The following is a 26,277-nucleotide window of genomic DNA, read 5'->3' on the forward strand; positions in this document are numbered from 1 at the left end:
ATGATTGAGCTTCTGTTTTTACTTTTACCCGTTGCAGCCGGTTACGGTTGGATAATGGGTAAAAACAGCGCTAAAAACCAAGCTCATCAGCTTAATCGCCAAATCACCTCTGAATATTCTAAAGGCCTTAAATTTCTCTTAGACAGAGAAGAAGACCAAGGCTTAGAGCACCTTATAAATCTACTTGAAGTTGCTGCCGACTCAGTTGAACACTATTCAACACTGGCAACTATGTTTCGCCGCCGTGGCGAGCTTGACCGCGCAATTAAAATTCATGAGCTGTTATTAAAACACCCAAGCCTTGATGAACAACAAGCTGCAACCAGTCGTTTAGAGCTGGCTGAAGATTACATCATGGCAGGCTTATTAGATAGCGCAGAAGAGCATTTAGTTTGGCTCGTAAAAGCAGGATATAAAGAAGCGCTCGAACCAATTATCAATCTTTATTCACAAACTCGTGAATGGGAAAAGGGCATTAACATGTACGAGGCCCACAGTGAGTTGTTCACTAAACCTCAGCATGTAAAAGCCATTGCCAATTTTTACTGTGAAGCGGCCTTACAAGATAATGATACGCAAATTATGCGTAAAGCCATTAGCTTAAACCATAAAGCCATTCGTCCATTATATGAGCTTGGCCATAGTGCCTTTACCAATGAAGATTATGTAAAAGCAATTTACTATTGGCGCGAGCTAATCAGTCAGTTCACGTTTTTTGCGCCGGTATTTATTGAAGAGCTTGCACTGAGCTATCAAAAGCTAAATTTAACGCATCAGTTTTACGAATTACTTAATGAACTGCTCGATAAAGGTGGCGTATTAATAAAAATAAAACACTGCCAAGCTTTACTTGAGCAAGGCCATATAGAGCAAGCAATCAAATTTTTAACGGATAGTTTAAAGCGTCATCCAACTATTCGTGGCTTTAGCTTTTTATTACAGCTACTTGCCAAACAAAACAACGATATTAAAGATGTACTCGATCAGATTGATAAGCTAGTAACGTCTTATATCGCAACCAAACCTGATTTTCAGTGCCAACACTGTGGCTTTACCAGTCATACCATTTATTGGGTATGTCCATCTTGTAAGCACTGGGAAACAATTGTTCCAAGCCGTGGCATAGACGGTTTTTAATTCATATTAGTCCATTAGTTTTTAGGAAAGTTATGTCTGTCGAAGATTCAAAAAAAGTATTAATTGCCCTTGATTATGATGATCAACAAACAGCTCTTGCGTTTGTAAAGCAATTATCGCCTGATACGTGTCGCCTTAAAGTAGGCAAAGAAATGTTCACGTATTTTGGTCCTAGCTTTGTTAAGGAACTAATCGACTTAGGGTTTGATGTATTCTTAGACCTAAAATTTCACGATATTCCAAATACAGTGGCTAAAGCTGTAACAGCAGCTGCAAAAATGGGTGTATGGATGGTTAACGTGCATGCCTCTGGTGGCGTTGAAATGATGACTAAAGCAAAACAAGCTTTAGAGCAGTTTGGTGATGACGCGCCATTACTGATTGCAGTAACAGTACTAACCAGTATGGATGCCGCAGAACTTACTCGTTTAGGTGTAGATAAAACGCCAGAAGAGCAAGTAATTTACCTAGCAAACCTTGCTAAAGAGTCAGGCCTTGATGGGGTAGTGTGCTCAGCACAAGAAGCGAAAAAGCTAAAAGCAGAACTTGGCGCAGACTTTAAACTGGTTACTCCTGGTATTCGCCCTGCAGGCAGCGATGCAGGTGATCAAAAACGCATCATGACACCTAAACAAGCCGTTGAAGATGGCAGCGACTATTTAGTAGTAGGCCGCCCAATCACTCAATCGGCAGACCCAGTTGCAACACTAAAAGAAATTAACGACTCACTAAAATAACCTCGTTATTTAAAATAGTCTCTAAAGAGCATTGTAAGCGTGATTTATATCGCGCTATATACAATGCTCTTTTTGTTTATGGCAATTACACTAGGTTATCTACATCTGAGAATCAGGAACTCGAGCAAACTCGTATTTGGACAAAAACACGTTAGAGTATTTAATCAGTAACGCCCCAATAAGGGGCTGATAATGCTTGGCTAAAATGTGAAGCGGAGCGAAACCGAGCCAAGCTTTAGCAGTCCCGCCTTAATTGGCTTGTTATAACTCGTTTACACTGAACTGCTTTATTGAAGATGCAAGAACAACAAGCTCAATTATTTGACTATTATCGAATTCAAACCTTAAACCATCATAGTAACCTTGATTATTAACTAACATCCAAGCCCAACGTAACTTGGAGCCGAAACAGTTTTGGAGTAATAGGGAATAATTAGTTGCAATCAAGCCATCAAATTTATCTGTATCGGATAATTCAATTTCATCAGAATCTTCAATACACCTGATAAAGCAACTAAACGTTTCAAAGTCTAATTTTATCGCTGATATTTCATTTGGAAGTTCTTTGAAACTATATGATTGCGCATGTATTAGCTTTTCACATGAATTCACAATACTTGATAATTCCACGAAACCTCCAAGAGTTATAACGCCGCATTAAGGTTTGAGCGACGCTTGGCTATACTTGAGAGAAGCGAAAACGCCAAGCGTTGCGAATCACTCTTAAATGCTTTGTTAACACGCTGGCTTAACTTTGAGGAACAAGCTCATAACCATAATCATCTTCGAGAGATTTTAGTTTGTAATAATTTGGACTATAGCCGCTTTCACGGATAGCGTTCCGAACACGAGTTTCGTCTTCATCACTAATATGCATACCAAGAATAACTTCAACTAATTTCCCTGGATAAGGAAAAAGTTTATTGCCACCAGACTTAAGGACACGCCACTCTTGCTCATACTCCCACGCTTTAGATTTAGTCAATGCTATATGGTCAATAGCTTCTTCCCCTGCATCATGTGAAAACAATTTGACGCTAGGCTTAGGCATTTTATCTAAATATCTGATAGGGTTAGCATACTGACCAAGTACATTAGTTTCGTGGTACTCAAAACCAAGGCAAAACCCCCGATGAGAGTTTGAATAACTCCCCCACATTACTGCGTGCTTAGGATCTTCTGATAAGCTAAGAACGCCCATGTTAGCAAAGACAGTCTCATTATAATAAAGGGTATCTTGAAGCAACTCCCTTTGTGGTTTGCCATCCTGCGGCATAAAAGTAGCATCGACCTTGCGAAGAACTCTTGAATCATTCCAACCTTTTGAGCGCAATTTAGCAACAAACTTCGCAATTGCCTCACCCGCTGCTTTTGCTTCAGCATTGTCTGAGTTACCACGTTTTAAGACAAAGTCCTCTAAAACTTCAGTATCAGTTAGCTCTTTTTTCCAACGAGGTGCTACGTCGTGAGGATCGTTAAGTCCAGCAGGCTTTGAATACCACAACACCCCTTTAGACAAAGCGTCAACACTATTATCATCTACAAGTCTGTACTTGTAGAGAACTTCAATTTTATTGCTCAATTTTAACTCCAGAGAAACATTTAAAATATGTCATTATACATAGCGTAGTCTGCCCACTTAACAGACATTTCATGTCCACTAGGTCATAGCAAAGCCTGCATGCAACGTGCGTGCTAACGCCTTACTAATGGGCGCATAAATGCTTGGCTAAAATTAGCGACGAAGGAGCGCAAGCCAAGCGTCTTGTGTCCTATTGAGTAACTTGTTAGCATTCAATTCGCAAGTTTTTCATAATTACGTCAGCAGAATTGAAGTAATATTCACAATCCTTGCTAACCATTTTTGTAGCATAAGAAGCTTTAGGTTGCTTGAGCTTATCAAATTCGAAGTTGAAACTTAAAGAATTATAATACTGAGAGTCCATATAAACTTCTGCTGGAAGGTGTTCTTTTGAACGAATATTAGCGCGAGCAGTATGTTCTATATCCATTAACTGAGCAAATGGAATACCTAAGCTATTAAGAGATATATGATTTTTTGACTCTGAAATATGAAGCAAATTGTCATCATAGTAAGAGTTTTGCCCTTGTGTAATTACTGAATAGGTTGGTAAGCCTAGGCACTCTTGGTAAATAGTAGATATTTGTGCGGATAGTTTAATAAAGAGCTCTGGGGCATAACTATATGAGACTTCATTATCATGAGTACCTACTGACCAATTACTTTTTAAAAGTAAACTATCTGCAAAAGAAATAAATGAAATTGATGGGTAATCGCTAGCTAGTGCATCAATACGATCTCTCAGAGATTTGAGCATTTCAGTTGTAAGTTTATCTTCATCCAAATACTGCTTTACGCCAATGGCGTCAACCATAGCAAATACAGAAAAAGAACGAGCATAAAGGCTATTTAACCAGTCTCCGTTGACAAAGACGATTGGTTTTTCGTCATATTCCCAACACCCGACGCAGAATACAAAGTTTTCTTTAGTTAAGATAATAGAGATTTCGTGAAAACGATCGGAAACATTCGCATACCAAGATAACTCAACTGAATTAGCTAGAACCTTTCTTGCCGCTACAAAACTCACGTACCCAACAGGTACATATTCATTGTTTTGTGGATCATTCAAATAGTTAGTCATCATTTGTTCATATTCAGTAAGGAATTTTTCGTCCATAAGATAAATATCTCGGTCTAATGGAATTTCTTCAAATGAATATTGATTAAATTTTTCGTGCTCAAACAATGTTTGATACCTCAGTGAATGTTAACGCCCTGTTAGCCATGATCATTGCCATATAATTTATCAAAATGAACATAGAGTATAGAGTTGATGTTCTCTACCCATTGGAGAATGTCCATTAAATACTTATCTGTAATACCTATATGGTTTAACCACAATTTATATGGGCGGTTGCAGAATATTAAAGTTGTTGTTAAAAAACGTATATCAGGTGGGTGGTAAAATGGAAACGGATCAAACGTATTATCATCATTTCTGTATAAGCACCAATCGAGACTATCGTTCCAAGATGCATGAATAGACTCTGACATCATGCCGAAAGTTGATGTGTATAATTTCTCGTCTTCTACTTGTTTAAAAATTTCGAAGAAATTTTTCCCTTGGAGTTTCCAGCCATTCTTTTTCTGCTCTTTGAAAGAATTCTCATCAAAGTTTTCTAATTCAAGCTTTTCTTCAACCGATTTAAGTAGCCTTTTACCTGCTTTTGTTTCAAAAAACACATCTCCGCTTTTCAATTCGCGTAGAATACGTAAACGACCTTTGTAAGAAATCTTTCTATAGTCTTCAATAACTTTAGAGTCTGATTTTATTAAATAACTAGCAGTAATAGCTGACTCAACCAAAGGACGCTCTAGGATGCTTATTATTTCTGCATTATCTTTTTCATAGTAAGCGACTATTTCTTTAAGTAACTTCCAAACTTTAATTAATAAGCCAATAATTGGTGCGTCATCTAGCGAGTATCCTGATGGATTTAATTCAACATTTCTTACTCTTGTTATACAGTCATATATTTCAGCCACATCTTTGTAAAATACAGCAGCAAAAATATTGAGTTTATCTAATGAGTAAATGTGCTCCTGAATATGATCATCCGTGTATTTTTCAATGATATTTTCTAATTCGTCCAATTTGGCTCAATCCTTGACAGTTACGGAGAATGCTAACATGTTTATAGCGAGCTAATCGCGCGTTTTTCTACCACAGCTAGCTCGTTTTTCTTATTAGATTATTTTTAACAAACTTGTTAACTAATTGCCAGTGTTATTAAAATTTAGGAGTTCTCGCTTTTACCTCAGGATAAAAACGAGCGATTGGGTTGTTTTCCTGACTATAGGAGCAACCCATTATAACTGTACATAAAATCTTCACTGAAAAGTAGTCTTATAATGTCCAAAGCTCGCTCTTATGAGGCATTCTCCAAACACGTTTTGGGGCAGGAATGAGTTAAACCAAACCGGAAAGGCAGTTCATGGCACAATGCCGACTCACACTTTTAAATGAAAAATACTCAATATAGCGTTAGAAAATTTACGGCATCCACACGTTAAAGCTAACAAAACCCGTAAGAATAAAAAAGAGTAAAGCTTTCACTTTACTCTTTTTAGATACTTGATAACTAGCAACTAGCAACTAGCAACTAGCAACTAGCAACTAGCAACTAGCAACTTATTTCAACCTAATCGACGTTGCTTCAATATCAATCAAACCTTGCTTAAACAAACCGCCTATGGCTTTTTTGTAGTTTGCTTTACTGGTTGAGAAAGTCTTTTTAATTGCTTCAGGGTCTGACTTATCACCTAGGTGAAGTACGCCGCCTTCGGCTTTTAATTTGTCTAGGATTTTTTCGCCTAAGTCGTTTACTTTGCCCATGCCTGGTTTTTCAAGTAGCACGTCGATTTTGCCGTCTTCACGTACTTTTTGAATAAAGCCTTTTAAGCGCTGGCCTACAAATAGCTTTTTAAATACGGTGTTGTAGTAAACAACGCCAATGTGGGCTTCGTTTACGAGTACTTTGTAGCCTAGGTCTGTTTTACCGGCAACGATTAAATCAACTTCTTCCATTACAGAGTAAGTTGGTTCATCTTTTGATAAAAACTTATTAAAGTTGCTCGATGCACAAATACGTTGGCTGGCGTTATCGAGATATAAGCGTACAAGATACGAAAAGCCGTCTTTCATTTTTGGCTTTTGTTCATTGTATGGTGCTAGTACGTCTTTTTCGAGGCCCCAATCCATAAACGCACCGGTGCTATTAATCGCTTTAACACGTAGTAGGGCAAATTCGCCTACCTCAGCCAATGGTTTTTTTGTAGTGCCGGTTGGGTGACCTGCGTGATCTAAGTAAATGAATACTTGCACGCTGTCGCCAGCTTCTAGTTCGTAGTCAATTTCTTTGCTTGGTAAGAATACTTCGCCTAAATCACGGCCATCTAAATAAGCACCTTCGTTAGATATTTCGTTAACGAAAAGGGTTTGTGTGGTTCCTAAAATACTCATTGTTATTCCTGTTCTGGCTTTTTCTTACGGCGCATTGGAGCAAAACCATCTACATCAATTGGTGCTTGAATAGGGGCTTTTGGCTTCTTAGGGGCTGCTTTGCGTTTTGGTTTAGCAGGTTTAGCAGCCACTTTTTTCTCTGCTTTTTTCCAAACTGTGTTTGGTTTTTTCTCACGCAGACCTTTAAATTTACCAACAAGGCCGTCAACGGTGAAAAAGCTTAATTCATCATTTAAAAATGCTTTAATTGCTTTGTAGCTTGGCCAATCTTTCGGGCCAACTAATGAAATGGCAGTACCCTTAAAGCCTGCGCGACCTGTACGACCAATACGATGCACATATTCTTCGGCATGTTTTGGTAGGTCAAAGTTAATAACGTGGGTCACGCTTAATAAATCAAGACCACGTGATGCAACATCGGTAGTGATCAAAATTTTGAAGTTTTCACGGCTAAAGGCATCCATGATTTCAAGGCGCTTAGCCTGAGTTAAGTCACCTGCGAGTGCTTGTGCTTTAAAGCCTTTATCGTTCAACAACTGACTTAAGCGTTGGGTGTCAGCTCGTGTTGCGGTGAAAATAATACACTGACCAACATTGTCTTGTTTTACAAAGTGCTCAAGTAGGGCTTCTTTGTGATCTAAGTGATCAGCTAAATAAAGTTGCTGAGTAATGTCACTATGTTGCTCATTTGAGGCACTTAACAATATTTGTTTTGGTGAACGTAACAAGTTACGTGACAGGGCATCAACTTGTGCATGGTCAAGGGTTGCTGAGAACAATAACGTTTGGCGCAAGCGGTGATCAGCAAGGTCGTTGATCATTTTAACTTGCTCGGTAAAGCCTAAATCTAAAATACGGTCGGCTTCATCAAAAATTAACAGTTCTAAGCCTGAAAGCTGTAATGAGCGTTGACTTAAATGGTCAGCTAAACGCCCCGGAGTTGCCACTACAAAATGAGGGTCTTTACGAAGTGCTTTAATTTGGTCATTAAAGTTTTCACCACCGAGTACTTTTACCGCACTAATATTTGTGCCAGCAATTAATAATCTTAATTGGCTGTAAACTTGGGTTGCTAATTCGCGGGTAGGCGCAACGATTAAAACGCGAGGGTCGCGTTTACTGAGAGCTTTTTGCTTCATTACGCGCTGTACAGCAGGTAATAAAAACGCCAGCGTTTTGCCCGATCCTGTTTTTGACTGTGCAAAAATATCATGGCCTGCGATAGCTGTAGGTACCGCGTGAGCTTGAATGTCAGTGGGCTGGGTGATGCCTTGATGCGCAAGTTGTTTTTCGAGGCGTGTATCAATCCCAAGTTCAGTAAAGTGCAATGCGTAATCTCCGATGAGCAAAATTTGTAAATCCCGTTCATTATAACGCACTTGCCTCACTAGGAGACAGTAAAAACACAGCTATTTCGCATCAGTTTTTGCAATTATCGCTAATTCGCGTAAAATACGCGCCCTCAATGCGCCGGATTTGCGATTCGGTTAACGCCCCACATGGGCATTTAAAGCAAAAGGTAAAACCATGACTGCTGTTCATAAAGACAATGTAACTAGCGAGCACTTTGTTGTTTGCGCACTATACAAATTTGTAGCCCTTCCTGATTTTGAAGCTATTCGCCAACCATTACTTAAAGTGATGGAAGACAATGAAGTACGCGGTACTTTGTTACTTGCGGCTGAAGGTATCAACGGTACTGTTTCTGCTAAGCGTGAAGGTATCGATAACCTACTTGCATGGTTAGATTCACAACCAAACCTAGATAACATTGTGACAAAAGAGTCATACGATGACGAATGCCCGTTCTACCGTACTAAGGTAAAACTGAAAAAAGAAATCGTAACTATGGGTGTTGAAGGTATCGACCCACGTGAAGTAGTGGGTACATACGTAAAACCAGCTGATTGGAATGCATTAATTTCAGACCCTGAAGTGATTCTTATCGATACGCGTAACGATTACGAAATCGAAATTGGTACTTTCCAAAATGCGGTTGATCCAAACACTAAAACATTCCGCGAATTCCCAGCTTGGGCTAAAGAAAACCTAGACCCAGAAAAGCACAAGAAAGTGGCGATGTTCTGTACCGGTGGTATTCGCTGTGAAAAATCAACTGCATACATGAAAGAGCAAGGCTTTGACGAAGTATTCCACCTTGAGGGCGGTATTCTTAAGTACTTAGAAGAAGTACCAAAAGAAGAAACTATGTGGGAAGGTGAGTGTTTTGTATTTGATAACCGTGTTGCAGTAAATCACGATTTACAAAAAGGTTCTTACGACCAATGTCATGCGTGTCGTATGCCTATCACTGAAGAAGAAAAGCAAAAGCCTGAATACATGGAAGGTGTTTCGTGTCATCACTGTCACGACAGCCTTACAGAAGAGCAACGTGCACGTTTTGCTGAGCGTCAAAAGCAAATCGAATTAGCACAAGCTCGCGGTGAAGGCCATATCGGTAACGAAGCGCAAGAAGTTCTGCGTAAGCGTAAAGAAGCTAAAAAAGCGCAAAAAGAAGCACAGCGCCAACAGTAATTCTTAGCTTTTTGAATTGATAAAACCTCAGCACTGTCTGGGGTTTTTTTATGCCCGTATATTTGCCACATACAGTTTCTTACACATCTTAAACAGTCTCTAACTTATATCAGGAATAGTATCTTACTTAAGCTTTAAACTGATGGGATGAAAAACAATGAAGAAATTACTGCTAGGTTTACTATTTTTAGGAGGTTGTGCCTCGCAAGGTGTTGATAGAGCAGACCAAAATGTAATGATCAAACGCTTTTACGCAAAAGTGATGTCAGTGCAACCTGTTAAATTGTCATCCAACGTTAAAACAGGGATTGCTGCAGGTTCTACTATAGGCATTGTTGATCAGTTAGATGGTAACCACGAAGATATGATTGCAGGCGCTATTGCTGGGGCGCTTGTTGGCGGCATAGTGACTGCGATATCAGAAGGTAGTAATGATGCCTTTGAATATTCTTTAAGATCAGAGCAAGAAGGGAATTTTACGCTTATTCAAAAGGAGCAAGTAAATAGTGCATATGGATGTGTTGAGGTAACCATTGCCAGTGAAGCACATGTAAAAGAAACAGATTCATTACATTGCCGTTTCTAATTAATAAACACGCGAGAGCGCGTCGTCTATTTCACCTTGGCTAATTGTTTATTAAACGAAGTCAGCTTTTTATTGATCACAAAGCTGTTACACTTCGTAACAATTAAAACGATTCTTATTTAGGTGAAATTTTGACAATTGGCAAATTACATACATGGACTTTAATTGCCTGTATTAGTTGTGTTTCTGTCGCTGAGGCGGCTAATGTAGTTGTAGAATCAGTGTCTGTTGAAAAGTCTAAACAACAGATAAAAGCCGTGGGTAATGCTGAAGCTATTCATTCTGTAACACTTTACCCAGCTGTTGGGGATAGAGTTACTGCTGTTTACTTCAAGCCCGGCGATAAGGTTGCCAAAGGTGACTTACTATTAGAGCTTGATTCGCGCAGACAAAAAGCTGCGCTGATAGAAGCTGAAATTACTTTAAAAGATGCTGAGCGCACCATGAAAAGGCTTGAGGAAAGCCATTCCCGTGGTGCGGTACCGCAAAGTGATTTAGATGATGCCAAAACACTTTACGAACTAGCTAAAGTGAAGTTAATGCAAGCAAAAACAGAGCGTGAAGACCGTGAAGTTCGCGCTCCATTTAGCGGTGTTATGGGCTTAACTGACGTCGAAGTGGGCGACAGGATCACAACCCAAACAGCCATCGCTACCATCGATGATATTTCAGCGCTTTATATTAATTTTAATGCCCCAGAGGCAGCTGTGTCTGTGCTTAAACAAAAATCAGCAGTCGAAGTGGTGCCTTGGTTAGGCGATGAAACTTACACGGCTAAAGTGGCAGAGCTTGATTCACGTATCAATGCACAAACCCGCACACTCAGAACAAAAGCTAAGCTTGATAATAATGATCAACAGTTTATGCCGGGTATGAGCTTCCGTGTACATATAAATATTCTAGGTGAAGAGCTTGCCGTAGTACCAGAAGCAGCGATGATGTGGGGAGCTGCAGGCCCTTATGTTTGGAAGAGTGTTGATAATAAAGCAACCCGCGTTGATGTAAAAATTGAGCAGCGTTTAGCTGGGCGTTTATTAGTCTCAGGAGGCTTAAAAGAAGGCGACTTACTGGTAACTGAAGGGGTTCAACGTCTTAGACCTAATCAAGAGCTTAATTTCATTAATGAAGTGCAGCTAGCCAAGGAGTAATGATGAAACAGCAACCTATGATGGAAGATCTGCCATCAATGGCGATACGTCGCCCTGTTTTAATTGTGGTACTTAACTTACTCATTATTATCGCTGGTATTGCTGCAATAGCGGGAGTTGAAGTCCGAGAGCTTCCTGATGTTGATAGACCTCGTATTACTGTATCAGCTTCTTTTCCTGGGGGCTCACCAGAAACTGTAGATACCGAAGTAACCAGTAAGCTCGAAGGGGCGGTTGCTAGGGTCAGTGGTGTTAAGTCAATTCGTGCGCAAAGTGAAGAAAACAATGCCCGTATTGTGGTTGAGTTTCGCCCCGGTGTTAATCTAGATGATGCTGCAAACGAAACACGCGAATCGGTTGCGCGAGTACAACGAGAATTACCCGAAGAAGTTGAACGGGTATCAATAATTAAAGCCGATAACGATGCCGAAGCGGTTGTCTCTTTAACAGTATCAAGCGATAGTTTGTCCCTTGAGGCGTTGACAGAGCGCGTTGATGTTGATTTAGCTCCGCAGTTTTTAACCATTCCCGGGGTTGCCGATGTTCGCTTAAATGGTGACCGTGAACGGGTACTTAGAGTGCGCATCGACCCGCTTAAGCTGAGCAGCTTTAACCTTACGGTGCCAGATATTGCTAATGTACTTCGTCAAGCTCCCTTTGATGTGCCTGCGGGTAGTTTAAAATCAAGCGATCAACAGGTAATAGTTCGTGCTGATGCAACGTCAGTGTCTGCAGAGCAAGTGGCAGACATCATTGTCCGTGATGATACTCGTATTGGTGATGTCGCTGCTGTTTACTTTGGTCCAGCAGATCCGCGCTCATTTGTCAGGCTCAATGGCACACCTGTTATTGGCATGGAAATTATTCGTCAGGCCCAATCTAATACCATTGAAATTTCTGATGAAGTGCTCACTTTAATTGAGCGTATGCGTGAGCGTTTTCCTGAAATGGAGTTTACTTTAACCTCTGACGATGCACAGTTTATTAGAAGCTCAGTTGATGAGGTAATTAACTCACTATTACTTACAGTACTATTAGTAGTGATAACACTTTGGGTGTTTATTGGCTCTTGGCGGGCAACACTTGTTCCTGCATTTGCGATACCTGTTGCGTTAATTGGCTCTTTAGCACTGATTTGGGTGCTTGGTTTCTCAATTAATATACTTACCTTACTTGCATTAGTATTAGCAACAGGCCTAATTGTTGATGATGCAATTGTGGTCAGTGAAAACATACAGCGTCAACGTGGTTTAGGTCTAGGTCGACGTGCTGCTGCCGTGGTTGGTACTCGCGAGGTGTTCTTTGCTGTTGTGGCGACAACCGCTGTATTAGCTGCGGTGTTTGTGCCTATTGCCTTTTTACCTTCAACAGCAGGGCGGTTATTTAGAGAGTTTGGTGGTGTGCTAGCTGGCGCGGTGATCATCTCAAGTTTTGTTGCTTTATCCTTGGTACCTGCACTAACTTCAAAACTGAAATTAAAGCAGGGCGGTTTTCATCCTTTTGCTAAAGTTGGCCATGTTTTAGCCGCCGTATATAAGCGCACAATACACGGAGTTCTTCAACATGCATGGCTAACCTTTTTTGCTTGTGTGTTGGTTGCTGCTGGCTCTGGGGCACTGTATTTCAATTTAGATAACGAACTATTGCCAACAGAAGACCGCGGAAAAATTCGTATTTTTGCACGAGGTCCTGATGGTGTTGGCTTGAACTTTATGGACAGGCAAGCCGTGCAAATGGAAGATATCTTACTGCCGTATGTAGAAAGTGGTGATATTGAGTCTATTTATACTGTGGTTGGGCAATGGGATCCAAATATTGTATTTATCACCGTGCCATTAAAACATTGGGACGAACGTCACTTTAGCCAGCAAGAAATCATCAATAAGATTCGTGGTCCTTTAGGAAATATTCCAGGTGCGGCTGGTTACCCAGGTGGTTCAAATAGTTTGAATTTACGCGGTCAAGGTGGTGGTATTGAGCTTGCGTTATTAGGGCAAGACTATCTTGAGATATTTAAAGCAGCACAAGACTTTTCAGCTGAGATTGAAAAGGCAGTGCCAGAAGTGGCCCCTGTGCGTATTTCATATCAGCCGTCACAACCACAATTACGGGTCAATATTGATAGACGTCGTGCCGAAGAGCTTGGCGTATCGCTTAGTGATATATCAGTAACGCTACGAGCTGCAATTAATGGTGATGATATTGCTGATTTAAACATTGGTGATCAATCAATCCCAATCATGTTGCAAGCTCAAAACCAAACTATCACTAATCCAAGCGATTTAGCTAATTTGTATGTTGGCGGCCGTAACGGTCAGTTAGTGCCACTTAGTAGCGTTGCGACTATCACAGAAGAAGGTGTGGCTGCAGAGCTAGAGCGTCATGCACAGCGTCGTGCTATTGAGCTAAGTATGGAAATGCCAGAGGGTGTTACAATTGCTGAGCTGGTAACAAAAATCCGTGATATTTCAGAGCAATCTCTACCTGCTGGTATTAGTTTGGCGTTTAAAGGTGAAGCATTAACCTTCGAAGAAACTGCCAATGAAGTATTGATGACCTATGTATTGGCGTTTTTAATTGTACTGTTGGTACTTGCGGCGCAGTTTGAAAGTATTAATAGTGCAATAGTGGTGATGATTACAGTGCCATTTGGTATTACGTCAGCCATTTTAGCCTTGTATCTAACAGGTACCTCATTAAATATATACTCGCAAATAGGATTAGTGATGTTGATTGGCTTGATTGCCAAAAATGCAATATTGCTGGTGGAGTTTGCTGATCAGTTACGTGACCAAGGCCGAACGGTTAGAGTCGCTGTTGAAGAGGCCGCATTAGTTCGCCTTCGCCCAATTGCAATGACACTGGTTTCAACCTTACTGGGTGCATTACCACTAATTCTATCTACTGGCGCTGGAGCAGAGGCTCGTAACGCGATTGGATGGGTGGTGTTTGGCGGTTTAGCACTTGCGGTGTTATTTACCCTTTATTTAACACCGGTTATTTATCTTGGTCTAGCGCGCTTCACAAAACCAAGAGGTGATGAGTCGAAACTTCTTGCTGAAGAGTTAGAAAAGGCTTAATCCTAACAAATTGGCTATTTTTCTTTGAAAAAATAGCCAATTACCCTCACAATTAAATCAAATGTTTAAAACTAGGTACGCGTATGCAAGCCGAACACGTTGATATTGCCCAATTTCTCTCCGATCATGCTCCTTTTGATGATCTACCTGATGAGGCTGTTAATAAACTCGCATCACAAGTCGAAATAGCCTACTTTCGGGCTGGCACAGAAATATTAAATTATGGTGATGATATTGCAGACTTATTTGTTATACGAACTGGTGCCGTTGAAATGTATCGGCGTGATGGTGATTTATATAACCGTTTAACTATCGGTGGAATTTTTGGTTCAATGGGTCTTCTTATGAACCGTAAAGTGCGTTTTCCGGCAAAGGCACTTGAAGATACCTTAGTTTATTGCATCAATGTGAAGTTGTTTAACCAATACTGTGATGAATACGAAGTATTTGCCGACTTTTTTGAAGCCGATGGTAATGTGCGCCTTCATCAGGCAATTGTTGAACAAGCGGATAGCAACGACTTAACTACAGCAAAAGTGAAGTCACTACTGCACCGTGATGCAGTGACTGTTGCAAAAAGTGCCTCTGTGCAAATGGTTGCACAATTGATGACACAAGAGTCGGTATCTTCAGTATTAGTGACTGATGCGGATAAACCAATTAGTGATGATCCCGATGATGATGACGGTCAGGTGGTAGGAATCATTACTGACCGAGACTTACGTACCAGTGTGATTGCTGAAGGTTTGAGTTACGAAGCGCCAGCAGAGCAAATTATGCAAACAGACTTAGTTCTGCTTGATAGTAATGCGTACGTGTTTGAAGCCGTGCTTGCTATGCTCAGAGATAACATTCATCACCTGCCAGTCGTTGTGAAGAAAAAACCCATTGGTGTTATTTCGTTATCTGATATTTTACGTTACGAATCGCAAAGTAGCTTATTGTTGGTGCGAGGTATATTAGCTCAGCAATCGATTGAAGATTTAGCTTACTATGCTAGACAACTACCTAATGTGTTTGTGCGCATGGTAAATGAAGATGCTAACTCACATATGATAGGCACAGCTATGGCTGTGATAGGACGCACATTTAAACAGCGTTTGCTTGATTTAGCCGAAGAAAAATTTGGCCCGCCACCAGTTCCTTATTGTTTTATCGCTTTAGGTTCAATGGCTCGTGATGAACAATTAATTGTCACTGACCAAGATAATGCCATTATCCTTGATAATAGTTTTAATGAAGAATTACACGACGATTATTTTCAAAAGTTAGCTGATTTTGTCTGTGATGGTTTAGCCGAGTGTGGTTATAAATACTGTGAAGGTGAAATTATGGCGTCTTTTAAAAAGTGGCGTTTAACGCGGGAGCAGTGGAAAGAACAATTTGCCGGTTGGATGGCAGAACCAAAACCACAGGCATTATTACATAGTTCCATCTTTTTTGATTTAGATGGCGTTTACGGTAAAAACAAGTGGGCTGATGAGCTTAAGCGATTCATTGCAACAGAAGGGCGCAAGAATAAACGTTTCTTGGCTAATCTTGCTGCCAATGCACGTAACAGAACACCGCCTTTAGGTTTCTTTAAAGACTTTGTGTTAGAGCACAATGGTCAGCATAAGCGGTCAATGAATTTAAAACGCCGCGGAACTGCGCCTTTATCAGATGTTATTCGTGTACATGCTCTGGCAGTAGGTAGCCGCAAACAAAATTCATTCGAGCGTTTGGAAGATATTATCGAAGCTAAATTACTGCCCGAGGGCAAGGCACAGGATCTACGTGATGCCCTTGAATATATTGCCATGATCAGAATTAGGCACCAAGCATGGCAAATTGAAAAGCTTGATGAAGAACCTGATAACGATCTTGAGCCTCATTTGCTTTCTCCTTTTGAGCAACGAAATCTAAAAGAGGCATTTGCGATTCTAGATAAAGCGCAGAGTTTCCTTAAATTCAGATACTCTGCTAACTCAGGGATTAAGTAATGGCAAAACAAGGGGCAAAACTTGATTGGCCGACTCGGTATCAGCAGTTATTAGCTGCTAGTAAACAGCCGTTAATTCAAGAGTTTTATGAATCTGCCATTTGTGACCTAAAGATACCAATCTGTGACGTTCCCTTAGTGGCGCTTGATTTTGAGACAACAGGTCTAAATTTTCAAAATGACGATATAGTCAGTGTCGGCTTAATCCCATTTAATACTAAGCGTATCTTTTGTAAAGATAGCCAGCATTGGATTGTTCAGCCAAGGCGTAAGCTTGCTGAAGAGTCGATTGTTATTCATGGCATAACCCATTCAGAAGTAAGCGATGCGCCAGATTTCTCAACAATTATGGAACCATTGCTAACAGCATTGAAGGGCAAAGTGATTGTGGTGCATTTTGCACCCATTGAAAGGCATTTTTTATATCAAGCGTTGCAAGCTCGATTAGATGAAGGCCTTGAGTTTGCCGTTATAGACACGCTAGATCTGGAAACTCGTGCTCTGCGAGCAAAGCAGGGGTTACTAGGTAGATTATTCAACTCTAAGCTTGATTCTGTGCGATTAGCTGATTCTCGTATTCGTTATTCGCTGCCCGCGTATCAAAACCACAATGCGCTGAATGATGCCACTGCTACCGCAGAGCTATTACAAGCGCAAATCGCATATCATTACCGCCAAGATACGCCGCTAAGCGAATTTCTTATATAACAACCGTTGCACCGACTATATATCGGGTAATTTAAATTAATTGACCAAAGCTTATAAATAAAAAACGCCGCAAATGCGGCGTTTTTATTATTTAGAGCTGAGTGGTTAGTTTCTCGGTTCTGTTCTTAAACCAAGGATTAAACTCACACACATAAGTAGCAATACAAATGTGAAAGGTAAGCCAGTTGATACGGCTCCAGCTTGTAATGCTTCGATAGCTTGTGTACCACCAATCCAAACAAGTGCCGCTGCAATAGCACCCTCAATTGATGCCCAGAAAATACGCTGTGGTACAGGGGCATCAACTTTACCACCTGCAGTGATTGAGTCGATTACTAATGAACCTGAGTCTGATGAAGTGATAAAGAACACAAGTACCAGCACAATAGCAATGAACGAAAGCACTTGCGACATTGGCAGAGCTTCAAACATTTGGAACATAGCCAGTGGTACATCAGTTAAACCTTTTTCACCTAGCACACCTACTTTATCAACCACTTGTTCAATAGCAATACCACCATAAATTGACATCCAGAAGATGGTGACAATAGTTGGGACTAGTAGTACAACAATTAAGAACTCACGAATTGTACGGCCTTCAGATACGCGCGCAATGAACATACCTACAAACGGTGACCATGAAATCCACCAAGCCCAATAGAATACTGTCCAGCCGTGCATCCATGTCTCATCTTCACGACCATGTGGATTACTAAGTGGAATGATATTTTCAACATAACCCATTACTGTGTTAGGAATGTTGCCAAAAGCTGCGGCAAAGCCAACGATTGCAACAAATACTAGTAACACTAGAGCGATAAGCATGTTTACGTTGCTAAGCAGTTTTACACCACCATCAATACCACGAACAACAGAGATCACAGCCAGTAGAGTTACACCAACAATAACGCCAATTTGTAAACCAATTCCGCTATCAGTGCCAAATACATGGTTAATACCTGCGGCCGCTTGTTGTGCGCCTAATCCAAGTGAGGTCGCAAGGCCAAATAGGGTAGCAAGCACTGCTAGAATATCGATTAAATGCCCAGGCCAGCCCCATGCTTTGTCGCCTAAAATAGGGTAAAAAATAGAGCGAATAGATAAAGGTAGCCCTTTGTTGTAGCAAAAGAATGCCAACGAAAGAGAAACAACAGCGTAAATTGCCCAAGGATGCAGACCCCAATGGAACATAGTTGCGCCCATTGCCAATTTAGCGGCTTCTGGTGTGTTTGCTTCAACACCTAGTGGTGTTTCGTACCAGCCTGTAAAGTACGCGACTGGCTCTGCCACGCCCCAAAACATTAACCCAATACCCATACCTGCAGCAAATAGCATTGCTAACCAAGAAATACGAGAGTGAGTTGGGCGTGCTTCTTTACCACCAAGGCGGATATTACCGTATGGTGAAACAATTAATGCTAAGCAAAACAATACGAATAAGTTTGCTGACCACATAAAAAAGCCATCAAAATTATTAATAATGTCGTTTTTAATACCATTCAGGGTAGTTTTTGCTGTTTCAGCATCTGAAACTAATGTTGCCACTAAGAATAGGGCAATTAAACCAGCGCTGATGCCAAATACAGGGTTATGCACATCAAAACCCCATTTTTGTACATTGTCCTGACCGACGGTATAGTCGGTATTGTCGATACTGTACTTATCATGATGTTCGCTCATGAATACCTCTTGTTGTAGTTATATCTAGCAGAAAGCTAAACGGCCGGATGGCACAAGTTCAACTAATCCTCTTTTTACGTAGGAAATTAAAAAATAGTTTGTAGACGAACTAAATTTGTACCAAAGTCTAATCTTTAGTGTAGGAGCTCGAAAAAAAATGTAAATGGTTTTGTCCCTAAACAGCCGAATAAATGCAGTTTTTTTCTTTTTTTGTTGGAATTGTGAACAAATTGCTGCGGGTGAGGAATAATTTGATGACAGTATTATTTCAAAGCAAATTATTTTAGTTGAGATGAAAGTGCTGCAAACATAGTGTTTGCAGCACAAATTTACTACTTCTTGTACGCGTCGTTATGAACGCCCGCAGCACGACCCGAAGGATCAGCATTATTTTGGAATGATGCATCCCATGCAAGCGCTTCAGGAGTTGAACAAGCAACTGATTTGCCATGCGGAACACATTTCGCAGCTGCATCACCTGGGAAGTGCTCTTCAAAAATACTACGATAGAAATACGCCTCTTTAGAATCTGGGGTATTAATCGGGTATTTGTATTTTGCATTAGCTAGGTCTTGATCACTAACTTGATCGTTTACATACTCTTTTAAAGTATCAATCCAGTTATAACCAACACCATCAGAGAATTGTTCTTTTTGGCGCCAAAGCACTTCGTCTGGTAAATAGCCGTCAAACGCTTCACGAATGATGTGTTTTTCAATTTTACCGTCTTTACACATTTTCGCTTCTGGGTTGATGCGCATTGCTACATCAACAAACTCTTTATCTAAGAATGGAACACGCGCTTCAACGCCCCATGCTGCCATCGATTTATTAGCACGTAAGCAATCAAACATGTTTAGTTTTGATACCTTACGATTAAGCTCTTCATGGAACTCTTGCGCGTTTGGCGCTTTGTGGAAGTAAAGGTAACCCCCAAAAAGCTCATCGGCACCTTCACCAGACAACACCATTTTAATACCCATAGCTTTAATTTGGCGCGCCATTAAATACATTGGTGTTGAGGCACGAATGGTTGTCACATCATACGTTTCGATGTGATAAATCACTTCACGTAGTGCATCAATACCTTCTTGAATTGTAAAGTGAATAGGGTGGTGAATCGTACCAATCATATCAGCTACTTTTTGTGCAGCTGCTAAATCAGGCGAACCTTCAAGACCCACAGAGAATGAATGTAGTTTTGGCCACCAAGCATCAGACTCGTCATTGTCTTCGATACGTTTTGCAGCAAAACGTTGCGTAATAGCCGAGATAACAGATGAATCTAAACCACCTGATAATAGAACGCCATATGGAACGTCACACATTAATTGACGTTTAACAGCAGCCTCTAAACCTTCTTTTACATCGCTTGTTTTTGCTTCGTTGTCTTTTACAGCATCATAGCTTTGCCAATCACGACTGTAGTATTTACGAAGTTGCCCATCCTTGCTCCATAAGAAATGACCCGGAGGGAATTCTTCAATATGTTTACAAATTGGCGAAAGTGCTTTCAGTTCTGAAGCAACATAAAAGTTACCATGTTCATCATGACCTGTATAAAGTGGAATAATACCGATATGGTCACGACCAATTAAGTAGGCATCTTGCTCTTCATCGTATAAGCAAAAGGCAAAAATACCATTTAAATCGTCTAAAAAGTCAGGGCCTTTTTGCTTATATAAAGCCAAAATAACTTCACAGTCTGACTGAGTTTGAAAAGTAAAATCAGTTTCTAAGCTTGCGGCTAATTCTTTGTGGTTATAAATTTCACCATTAACAGCAAGAATATTTGTACGCTCTGGGTTGTACAATGGTTGTGCACCACTCGAAACGCCAACAATAGCAAGACGTTCATGCACTAAAATAGCTTTATCAGATGAATATACGCCAGACCAATCTGGTCCGCGGTGTCTTAATAGTTTTGACATCTCAATTGCTTGGCTTCGCAATTGAGTGGGATCAGATTTAATATCTAATACCCCAAATATTGAACACATAGTGACTCCTCATTCCAATTATGTGCGCAGTTAACAGAATTTATATAACTGCGAATGTTTGTTTTAACAGAAATAATTACCTAAGTCACACAGGTTTTTTAATTAATTGAGAATAAAATATGCACCTAGGATTATGTCTTTGCACCAGTATGGGGTAAGTGGTTAAAGGCTGAGCAGTTTAAATGCTTGATTTGCACAAATTGGGTGATATAGGGCCTAATATAAAGGCTCTTATTACTAAATGACCTGCACAGCTTTGGTGCAAAAAAATGTGTGGTTTTTTACCTTTTTAAATGTATAGACAAGTCGTAAAGATAGCGCGAGCAAAGGTTAGCTTTGCTCGCTAATTTTAACTTAAATAAATTATGAGTTATTTATTAATATAGTTAAGGGCTATCGCAAGTTGATTTAAGTGTGCAGTTAGCTTTTCTTGTGCTTCATGCGCTTCTTTGAGTGTCACAAACTTAAAGTGTAAGAAATCGCCTGGTTTTAATTGTGCAAAGTGACGAAGATCTGCTTCGATCACTGTACCAAGTAATGGGTAACCACCCGTTGTTTGCGCATCATTTAAAAGCACTATGGGTTCACCGTTTGGCGGTAACTGGATACACCCAGGAGCAACAGCCATAGATGGTAGTGAAACATCATGGCTGATATCACACTCATCACTTAATAGTCTTGTGCCCATGCGGTTGCTGTTAGGAGACACATGCCATGAATGATTGATAAAGTTTACTATGGTGTTTTTAGGTAGCAAAGCGGCGTGTGGTGCAGCATGAATACGTATTTGCGTACTTTTAGGTGGAAGCATGGCGCCTAAACCAATTTTGGTCTTGTACTTAGGTGTAATTTTAAAGGTATCACCAGTTTGCAGTGCGTGACCGGTTAAACCACCAAAACCAGCTGAAATATCAGTTGAGTAAGAATCTAAAATAGGCTCTGGTAAATGCCACTCGCCGCCAATCGCAAGGTAACTTCTAAAACCATGGCGTGCTGCATTGAGCTTTAATACATCACCTTTTTTGATATAAAAACTCCATCCTGGTTCCACGGCATTGCCGTTCACTGTGGCTTTCATATCAGTGCCATGCAGTGCAATGTAATAATCATTATCAAATTGTATTTCAGCAAGACCTAAGGTGATTTCGATTACTGGATTATTATCATCATTGCCGACTAAACGGTTCGTTATTATTTGCGCATAAGGGTCGATACAACCAGATTGACCAATTCCTAAGTGACGAGATCCTGTGCGACCTTGATCTTGTATAGACATTTGCATGCCAGGTTTGATGATAGTGATCATTTTAACACCTCCTGAATAACAAACTCTAAAGTATCGCCGGGCTCAATAGCACATGGTGAAGCAGCATTAATATCAAATAATTTAAAATCTGTATGGCCGATAATCTGCCAGCCACCGGGGGAAGTTTCAGGGTAAATACCCGTTTGCTCACCGCCGATAGCAACAGAACCTTTTGGTACAGAAAGCCGTGGTTCAGCATGACGAGGTGTAAAAAGCTTTGGATTTAAACCATCTAAATAAGCAAAGCCGGGTTTAAAGCCTAAAAACAGAACATGGTATTTGGCATTGCTGTGCATTTGAGCAACTTCGTCGACAGAGAGGTTATGATGCTTAGCAACATGCGCGATATCAGGCCCATATTCACCGCCGTAGCGCGTAGCTAACTTATGATGACGCGAATTAAAGTCACTGGATTTAAGTTCGTGCCATTGCTCAAGTAATCTTGGTAGCCAGCCTGCAAGTTGAGTTGGTTCTTTTAAATATAGGGTTAAATTATTATTGGCAGGAACTACATCAACAAAATCATCACTATTTTTACAGTACTGAGCTAATGCCCATATTTTCTTTTGTGTATTAAGTGTGTCGCTTCCTGTCACGTAGGCATCAAAAAAAATGCTGTGTGTAGTGAGCGCCATAATCTTAGGTGTGCTATTGGTCGTCGTCATTACTCATTAATCTTATTATTATCCCTTAATGCTTCTTAGCATATAGGCTGGATGTTGATGATGTAAATGTGTCTTTGGTGTTAATTAGAAAAACTCATGACAATCAAGTGGCTATAATTACTTATAGCCACTTGAAAAGTGCAATAGCAATTACTGTGCGTTATTTAATAACCAATTAGATAATAAACGTACACCGTAACCAGTTCCGCCTTCAGCTAGTTCATCTTTAGCTTTAGAGTTTAGCGCGTTGCCAGCAATATCAATGTGAACCCAGCGAGTTTCACCAGCAAAGTGTTGTAAGAAACTTGCAGCTGTAGTCGCACCAGGGCCATGTGAGCCGATATTTTTTAGGTCGGCAATGTCTGATTTTAAGGCATCTTTGTAACCTAGTGGTAAACGCCATAGGTTTTCGTTTACTTGTTTACCAGCCACTGTTAACTGCTCAACAAGTGTATCGTCATCAGAGAATACCGCAGCATATTCATTACCAACAGCACGAATTTTAGAGCCTGTTAGGGTTGCAACATCTACCATAATGCTCGGCTTAAACTTGTCGCGGGCATACCACATTGCGTCACTTAGAACTAAGCGGCCTTCAGCATCCGTATTGACAATCTCAACGCTTAAACCTTCAGCAGTTCTAACTACATCACCCGGCGCTACAGAAAACTGTGACACCATATTTGCAGCCATGCCCATCACAGCAACTACGTTAGTATCGGCTTTAGCAAGTGCCATTGCTTTTACAGTACCTAGTACTGCTGCTGCGCCTGCCATGTCTGACTTCATGCGGGCAATTGATGCACCTGTTTTAATACTATAACCACCCGAATCAAAGGTAATACCTTTACCTATTAATGCGATAGGCGTGTTTTTATTACCTTGATAATGAGCAACAACTAAACGTGAACCTTCTTCACTACCACGACCAACCGCTTCAAGTGCGCCCATGCCAAGCTTTTTGATTTGCTTAGGTTCTAAAACAGTGATTTTAACACCTAACTTTTTAAGCTCTTTTGCAGCTTTTGCAAAATCAGCAGGAGTCATTTCTGTTGCAACTTCAGACGTTAAATCGCGCGCTAAAAAAACACCTTGCTCAATACTTTGCAGTAATTTGTGAGTTTTGACTGCTTGGTCTAAATTTTCAACATCAACCGTGTAGTTAACAACATGGCTGTCTTGTTCTTTTTTATATTGCTCAAAACGATGGTCACGTAAATTCGCACCATGAGCAAATTCAGCAGCGTATTTAGCATTGATTGCGCTGTCTTTTAACTCAGAAAAATCTAGGCTTACAGTTGCTTGTTTAGCAGACTGTAATTTAGCGTGAACATTACCACCCAGTTTTGCCATTTTTGCTGCATCCAGCTCCGGCTGCTCTCCTAAGCCAACAAGTAAGATTCGTTGGTGTTCGCTACCATTTGGCGCGATTACTTCTAATGTTTTGCCATAGCCAGCTTTAAAGTCACTAAACTCAATAACTTTGTTTAAGTGAGTTTGGGTTTCTGGTTTTAAATAATTAAAGTTAGCAACTTGGCTATCTGTATCTAAAAATAAAACTAAGGTGTTGTCGTTCGGTTTAATTGATTTTGCAAAAGTGAACTCTGCGGCATTCACTTGCGTAGCAAGTGTTAATCCTAATGCAATAGCAGATAAGCTGTGTGCAATTTTCATTTTTTAATATCCCAATGTTAAAAAGCTGTGTTTTACCGTAAATAAGGTTAAGAGTTAAATTGTTAGCGGTGAATCGCTGTTTGCATGCGTTTAAGTTGAAATTATTAATACCTATGCTCGGTCTCTATTAAATACAGGCTTTTACGAGGAAATTAGTATGACAATTAAGTCGATGTTACTGACACTATTCACTTGCAGTGCCATTTTTACCATCAGCCCAATTAAAGCTGAAACAATGCCAGATAATGCAACAGGGCATATCGAAACTATAGTGCTTGGCTCGGGTTGCTTTTGGGGAGCAGAAAAACGTTATGAAGCACTGGATGGCGTGTTAGATGCGGTATCTGGTTATGCTGATGGGCATGGATTTAAAGCAACTTACAAAAATATTACTCGTAGTTCTCGTCGTTTTGATGAAAACAATTACGCAGAAGTCGTTAAAGTGACATACAACAGCAACGAGTTAACAACACAATCACTTTTAAAATACTACTTTGAAAATCATGATCCGACTCAGCTAAATCGCCAAGGTAATGATATTGGTACTCAATATCGATCAACAATTTTGGCAAGTAATAAAGAGCAACTCGAGATTGCCAATAAGCTTAAAGATGAATATCAAGAAAAACTAACAGCAGCAGGGTTTGGCAAGATTGTAACTGTGATAAAACCGCTTGATGCGTTTTATGCTGCTGAGGATTATCACCAAGATTATTTAAAGAAAAACCCCAATGGCTATTGCCCTGATCATTCAACGGGCGTTGTATTCACACCAGTAGAAAAACAGCAGGTTGATAACACAGCCTTATTGGTAGGTAAGCAAATTGTAGTGATAGATGCTAAAGGTTACTGCCCATACTGTGAAAAATTCAAAAAAGACGTCGCCAATGAATACATGGGGTCAATCCCTATGACTTTTCGACATGCTGATCAGCTTGATGGTTTAAACATAAAAACTCCGACATGGGCGACTCCTACTTTACTATTTATTGAAAATGGCGAAGAGGTTTATGGCAGACAAGGTTATGTTAGTAAAGGTGAGTTTTACAAAGCGTTAGGCGCATTTAAGCTGGGTGACAGTGAAGCTTTTAGAGTGGCTTTTCATGCGACTACAGACAGCCCTTTTTGTAAACAATACGATATCTTTAAAAATACACCTGATGGAATTTTCATTGATAAGTTAAGTGGTGCGCCGCTTTTTGACACCCGAGACAGATTCAATTCTGGCACAGGTTGGCTTTCATTTACTCATCCTGTAAAAGATAGTGTGACAATGCATGAAGATAACAGTTACGGCATGCAGCGAATTGAGCTTAAGTCAAAAAGCTCCGGCATTCACTTAGGTCATTTGTTCCCTGGTGAAGGGCCAAGAGGTAAAGATAGATACTGCATAAATGCTACAGTGCTTGATTTTGTGCCAAGAGATAAATCTTAAAAGGTAATTGGTATAAGAAAACCAGCCAACATGGCTGGTTTTCTTTTAGCCTGATGACTTTTTACCACAATTTTAATTCCTGTTTAGCGAGATTTAAGTTAAACGACACCAGCTCGTTATTATTTAGCTGCACAGCCTCATAGAAATCGGCAATGGCTGCCGTATCATTTTTCACCATTAGTCTGGCAATACCTCTATTACTTAATGCATAAGACGTCAGTTCATTACGCTTATAGTGTGGAGCATTGACCTTTTTAAGCATCGCGATTGCTTGAGAGCAATCTTGATCAGCTTTATCAAACTGCTTCAGTTTCACACTCGCAACGCAACGATTAAATGGCACGATATAGTTGTTAGCTTCGTTCATTGTCTCTAAAGAATTATTAGCAAAGTTACCTTGCATAATTGCTTTTGAGCTTGCGTTATCGTCAACAACCATGAGTTTAAAGTCGTTGTTGTTGGCAAATACAAAATTTGAACAAACAAATAATATTAACCACAGGCAGGGTTTAAGATTTAATTTAAACATTGTTTTCTCCTTGTTAGTGTAAGCAATA

21 protein-coding genes are annotated in these 26,277 nt (G+C 40.3%); 9 read left to right on the forward strand and 12 right to left on the reverse strand.

Going from position 1 to position 26,277, the window contains the following annotated elements:
- Positions 1-1,137, forward strand: a complete 1,137-nt coding sequence (gene lapB / locus EVU92_RS12095) for a lipopolysaccharide assembly protein LapB (RefSeq protein WP_130051432.1) — start codon at positions 1-3, stop codon at positions 1,135-1,137.
- Positions 1,138-1,169: 32 nt separating this feature from the next.
- The gene (gene pyrF, locus EVU92_RS12100) at positions 1,170-1,874 is read left to right on the forward strand and encodes an orotidine-5'-phosphate decarboxylase (protein ID WP_063705476.1); all 705 of its coding nucleotides are present in this window, start codon (positions 1,170-1,172) and stop codon (positions 1,872-1,874) included.
- Positions 1,875-2,135: 261 nt separating this feature from the next.
- On the opposite strand, the gene EVU92_RS12105 is transcribed toward pyrF, so the two are convergent.
- From EVU92_RS12105 to EVU92_RS12130, 6 genes are all read right to left on the reverse strand, one after another.
- Positions 2,136-2,504, reverse strand: a complete 369-nt coding sequence (locus tag EVU92_RS12105; RefSeq protein ID WP_039497899.1) for a DUF6334 family protein — start codon at positions 2,502-2,504, stop codon at positions 2,136-2,138.
- Between the two features lie 118 nt (positions 2,505-2,622).
- Positions 2,623-3,456, reverse strand: a complete 834-nt coding sequence (locus EVU92_RS12110) for a DUF2971 domain-containing protein (RefSeq protein ID WP_130051433.1) — start codon at positions 3,454-3,456, stop codon at positions 2,623-2,625.
- Between the two features lie 205 nt (positions 3,457-3,661).
- Entirely contained in the window at positions 3,662-4,645 is a 984-nt protein-coding gene (locus tag EVU92_RS12115) for a hypothetical protein (RefSeq protein WP_130051434.1), read from the reverse strand.
- A 32-nt stretch (positions 4,646-4,677) separates the two neighbouring features.
- Positions 4,678-5,553 (reverse strand): DUF5677 domain-containing protein, encoded by an 876-nt coding sequence (locus tag EVU92_RS12120; RefSeq protein WP_130051435.1) that lies wholly within the window; start codon positions 5,551-5,553, stop codon positions 4,678-4,680.
- Positions 5,554-6,091: 538 nt separating this feature from the next.
- On the reverse strand, positions 6,092-6,922 hold the full coding sequence (locus EVU92_RS12125) for a S1-like domain-containing RNA-binding protein (protein WP_130051436.1): 831 nt from the start codon (positions 6,920-6,922) through the stop codon (positions 6,092-6,094).
- A gap of 2 nt (positions 6,923-6,924) precedes the next feature.
- The gene (locus EVU92_RS12130; protein ID WP_130052288.1) at positions 6,925-8,250 is read right to left on the reverse strand and encodes a DEAD/DEAH box helicase; all 1,326 of its coding nucleotides are present in this window, start codon (positions 8,248-8,250) and stop codon (positions 6,925-6,927) included.
- Between the two features lie 199 nt (positions 8,251-8,449).
- On the opposite strand from EVU92_RS12130, the gene EVU92_RS12135 reads away from it, so the two are divergent.
- The 6 genes from EVU92_RS12135 to EVU92_RS12160 all read left to right on the forward strand — a co-directional run bounded on the left by EVU92_RS12135 (position 8,450) and on the right by EVU92_RS12160 (position 16,960).
- Positions 8,450-9,457, forward strand: coding sequence for a rhodanese-related sulfurtransferase (locus tag EVU92_RS12135; protein WP_055197229.1), 1,008 nt, complete (start codon positions 8,450-8,452; stop codon positions 9,455-9,457).
- Positions 9,458-9,614: 157 nt separating this feature from the next.
- Complete coding sequence (locus tag EVU92_RS12140) at positions 9,615-10,043, forward strand: hypothetical protein (RefSeq protein WP_130051437.1); 429 nt, start codon at positions 9,615-9,617, stop codon at positions 10,041-10,043.
- 137 nt (positions 10,044-10,180) lie between these two features.
- Positions 10,181-11,191 carry an efflux RND transporter periplasmic adaptor subunit gene (locus EVU92_RS12145; protein ID WP_240701334.1) on the forward strand — a complete coding sequence of 337 codons (1,011 nt, stop codon included), beginning with the start codon at positions 10,181-10,183 and terminating at the stop codon, positions 11,189-11,191.
- A 2-nt stretch (positions 11,192-11,193) separates the two neighbouring features.
- Positions 11,194-14,271: an efflux RND transporter permease subunit gene (locus EVU92_RS12150; RefSeq protein ID WP_130052289.1), complete on the forward strand. Its 3,078-nt coding sequence runs from the start codon at positions 11,194-11,196 to the stop codon at positions 14,269-14,271.
- Between the two features lie 83 nt (positions 14,272-14,354).
- Complete coding sequence (locus EVU92_RS12155) at positions 14,355-16,253, forward strand: DUF294 nucleotidyltransferase-like domain-containing protein (protein WP_130051439.1); 1,899 nt, start codon at positions 14,355-14,357, stop codon at positions 16,251-16,253.
- Positions 16,253-16,960, forward strand: a complete 708-nt coding sequence (locus tag EVU92_RS12160; RefSeq protein ID WP_130051440.1) for a 3'-5' exonuclease — start codon at positions 16,253-16,255, stop codon at positions 16,958-16,960. Before EVU92_RS12155 ends, EVU92_RS12160 begins: the two co-directional genes overlap by 1 nt.
- A gap of 105 nt (positions 16,961-17,065) precedes the next feature.
- Here the strand turns inward: EVU92_RS12160 and EVU92_RS12165 are convergent, their stop codons facing one another.
- The 5 genes from EVU92_RS12165 to EVU92_RS12185 form a co-directional block, all read right to left on the reverse strand.
- The gene (locus tag EVU92_RS12165; RefSeq protein ID WP_130051441.1) at positions 17,066-18,640 is read right to left on the reverse strand and encodes a BCCT family transporter; all 1,575 of its coding nucleotides are present in this window, start codon (positions 18,638-18,640) and stop codon (positions 17,066-17,068) included.
- A 332-nt stretch (positions 18,641-18,972) separates the two neighbouring features.
- Positions 18,973-20,640, reverse strand: coding sequence for an asparagine synthase B (gene asnB / locus EVU92_RS12170; RefSeq protein WP_130051442.1), 1,668 nt, complete (start codon positions 20,638-20,640; stop codon positions 18,973-18,975).
- A 370-nt stretch (positions 20,641-21,010) separates the two neighbouring features.
- Complete coding sequence (locus EVU92_RS12175) at positions 21,011-21,946, reverse strand: biotin-dependent carboxyltransferase family protein (RefSeq protein ID WP_130051443.1); 936 nt, start codon at positions 21,944-21,946, stop codon at positions 21,011-21,013.
- Complete coding sequence (gene pxpB, locus EVU92_RS12180) at positions 21,943-22,611, reverse strand: 5-oxoprolinase subunit PxpB (protein WP_130051444.1); 669 nt, start codon at positions 22,609-22,611, stop codon at positions 21,943-21,945. The genes EVU92_RS12175 and pxpB overlap by 4 nt, the downstream gene beginning before the upstream one ends.
- Positions 22,612-22,761: 150 nt before the next feature.
- The gene (locus EVU92_RS12185; RefSeq protein WP_130051445.1) at positions 22,762-24,285 is read right to left on the reverse strand and encodes a leucyl aminopeptidase; all 1,524 of its coding nucleotides are present in this window, start codon (positions 24,283-24,285) and stop codon (positions 22,762-22,764) included.
- A gap of 157 nt (positions 24,286-24,442) precedes the next feature.
- Here EVU92_RS12185 and msrA point away from each other — a divergent pair, with 157 nt between their 5' ends.
- Positions 24,443-25,720, forward strand: coding sequence for a peptide-methionine (S)-S-oxide reductase MsrA (gene msrA / locus EVU92_RS12190; protein WP_130051446.1), 1,278 nt, complete (start codon positions 24,443-24,445; stop codon positions 25,718-25,720).
- Between the two features lie 61 nt (positions 25,721-25,781).
- On the opposite strand, the gene EVU92_RS12195 is transcribed toward msrA, so the two are convergent.
- Positions 25,782-26,249, reverse strand: coding sequence for a hypothetical protein (locus tag EVU92_RS12195; RefSeq protein WP_130051447.1), 468 nt, complete (start codon positions 26,247-26,249; stop codon positions 25,782-25,784).
- Positions 26,250-26,277 lie beyond the last annotated feature (28 nt).

The organism is Pseudoalteromonas sp. MEBiC 03485 (assembly GCF_004195145.1).
In the GTDB taxonomy this organism is placed as follows: Bacteria; Pseudomonadota; Gammaproteobacteria; order Enterobacterales; family Alteromonadaceae; genus Pseudoalteromonas; species Pseudoalteromonas apostichopi.

What these genes read in the sequence shown, in the direction of transcription:
- lapB (WP_130051432.1), top strand. Translation starts at nt 1, where the DNA reads ATGATTGAGCTTCTGTTTTTACTTTTACCCGTTGCAGCCGGTTACGGT.
- pyrF (WP_063705476.1), top strand. Translation starts at nt 1,170, where the DNA reads ATGTCTGTCGAAGATTCAAAAAAAGTATTAATTGCCCTTGATTATGAT.
- EVU92_RS12125 (WP_130051436.1), bottom strand. Translation starts at nt 6,922, where the DNA reads ATGAGTATTTTAGGAACCACACAAACCCTTTTCGTTAACGAAATATCT.
- EVU92_RS12135 (WP_055197229.1), top strand. Translation starts at nt 8,450, where the DNA reads ATGACTGCTGTTCATAAAGACAATGTAACTAGCGAGCACTTTGTTGTT.
- EVU92_RS12140 (WP_130051437.1), top strand. Translation starts at nt 9,615, where the DNA reads ATGAAGAAATTACTGCTAGGTTTACTATTTTTAGGAGGTTGTGCCTCG.
- EVU92_RS12150 (WP_130052289.1), top strand. Translation starts at nt 11,194, where the DNA reads ATGAAACAGCAACCTATGATGGAAGATCTGCCATCAATGGCGATACGT.
- EVU92_RS12155 (WP_130051439.1), top strand. Translation starts at nt 14,355, where the DNA reads ATGCAAGCCGAACACGTTGATATTGCCCAATTTCTCTCCGATCATGCT.
- EVU92_RS12160 (WP_130051440.1), top strand. Translation starts at nt 16,253, where the DNA reads ATGGCAAAACAAGGGGCAAAACTTGATTGGCCGACTCGGTATCAGCAG.
- EVU92_RS12165 (WP_130051441.1), bottom strand. Translation starts at nt 18,640, where the DNA reads ATGAGCGAACATCATGATAAGTACAGTATCGACAATACCGACTATACC.
- asnB (WP_130051442.1), bottom strand. Translation starts at nt 20,640, where the DNA reads ATGTGTTCAATATTTGGGGTATTAGATATTAAATCTGATCCCACTCAA.
- EVU92_RS12175 (WP_130051443.1), bottom strand. Translation starts at nt 21,946, where the DNA reads ATGATCACTATCATCAAACCTGGCATGCAAATGTCTATACAAGATCAA.
- pxpB (WP_130051444.1), bottom strand. Translation starts at nt 22,611, where the DNA reads ATGACGACGACCAATAGCACACCTAAGATTATGGCGCTCACTACACAC.
- EVU92_RS12185 (WP_130051445.1), bottom strand. Translation starts at nt 24,285, where the DNA reads ATGAAAATTGCACACAGCTTATCTGCTATTGCATTAGGATTAACACTT.
- msrA (WP_130051446.1), top strand. Translation starts at nt 24,443, where the DNA reads ATGACAATTAAGTCGATGTTACTGACACTATTCACTTGCAGTGCCATT.
- EVU92_RS12195 (WP_130051447.1), bottom strand. Translation starts at nt 26,249, where the DNA reads ATGTTTAAATTAAATCTTAAACCCTGCCTGTGGTTAATATTATTTGTT.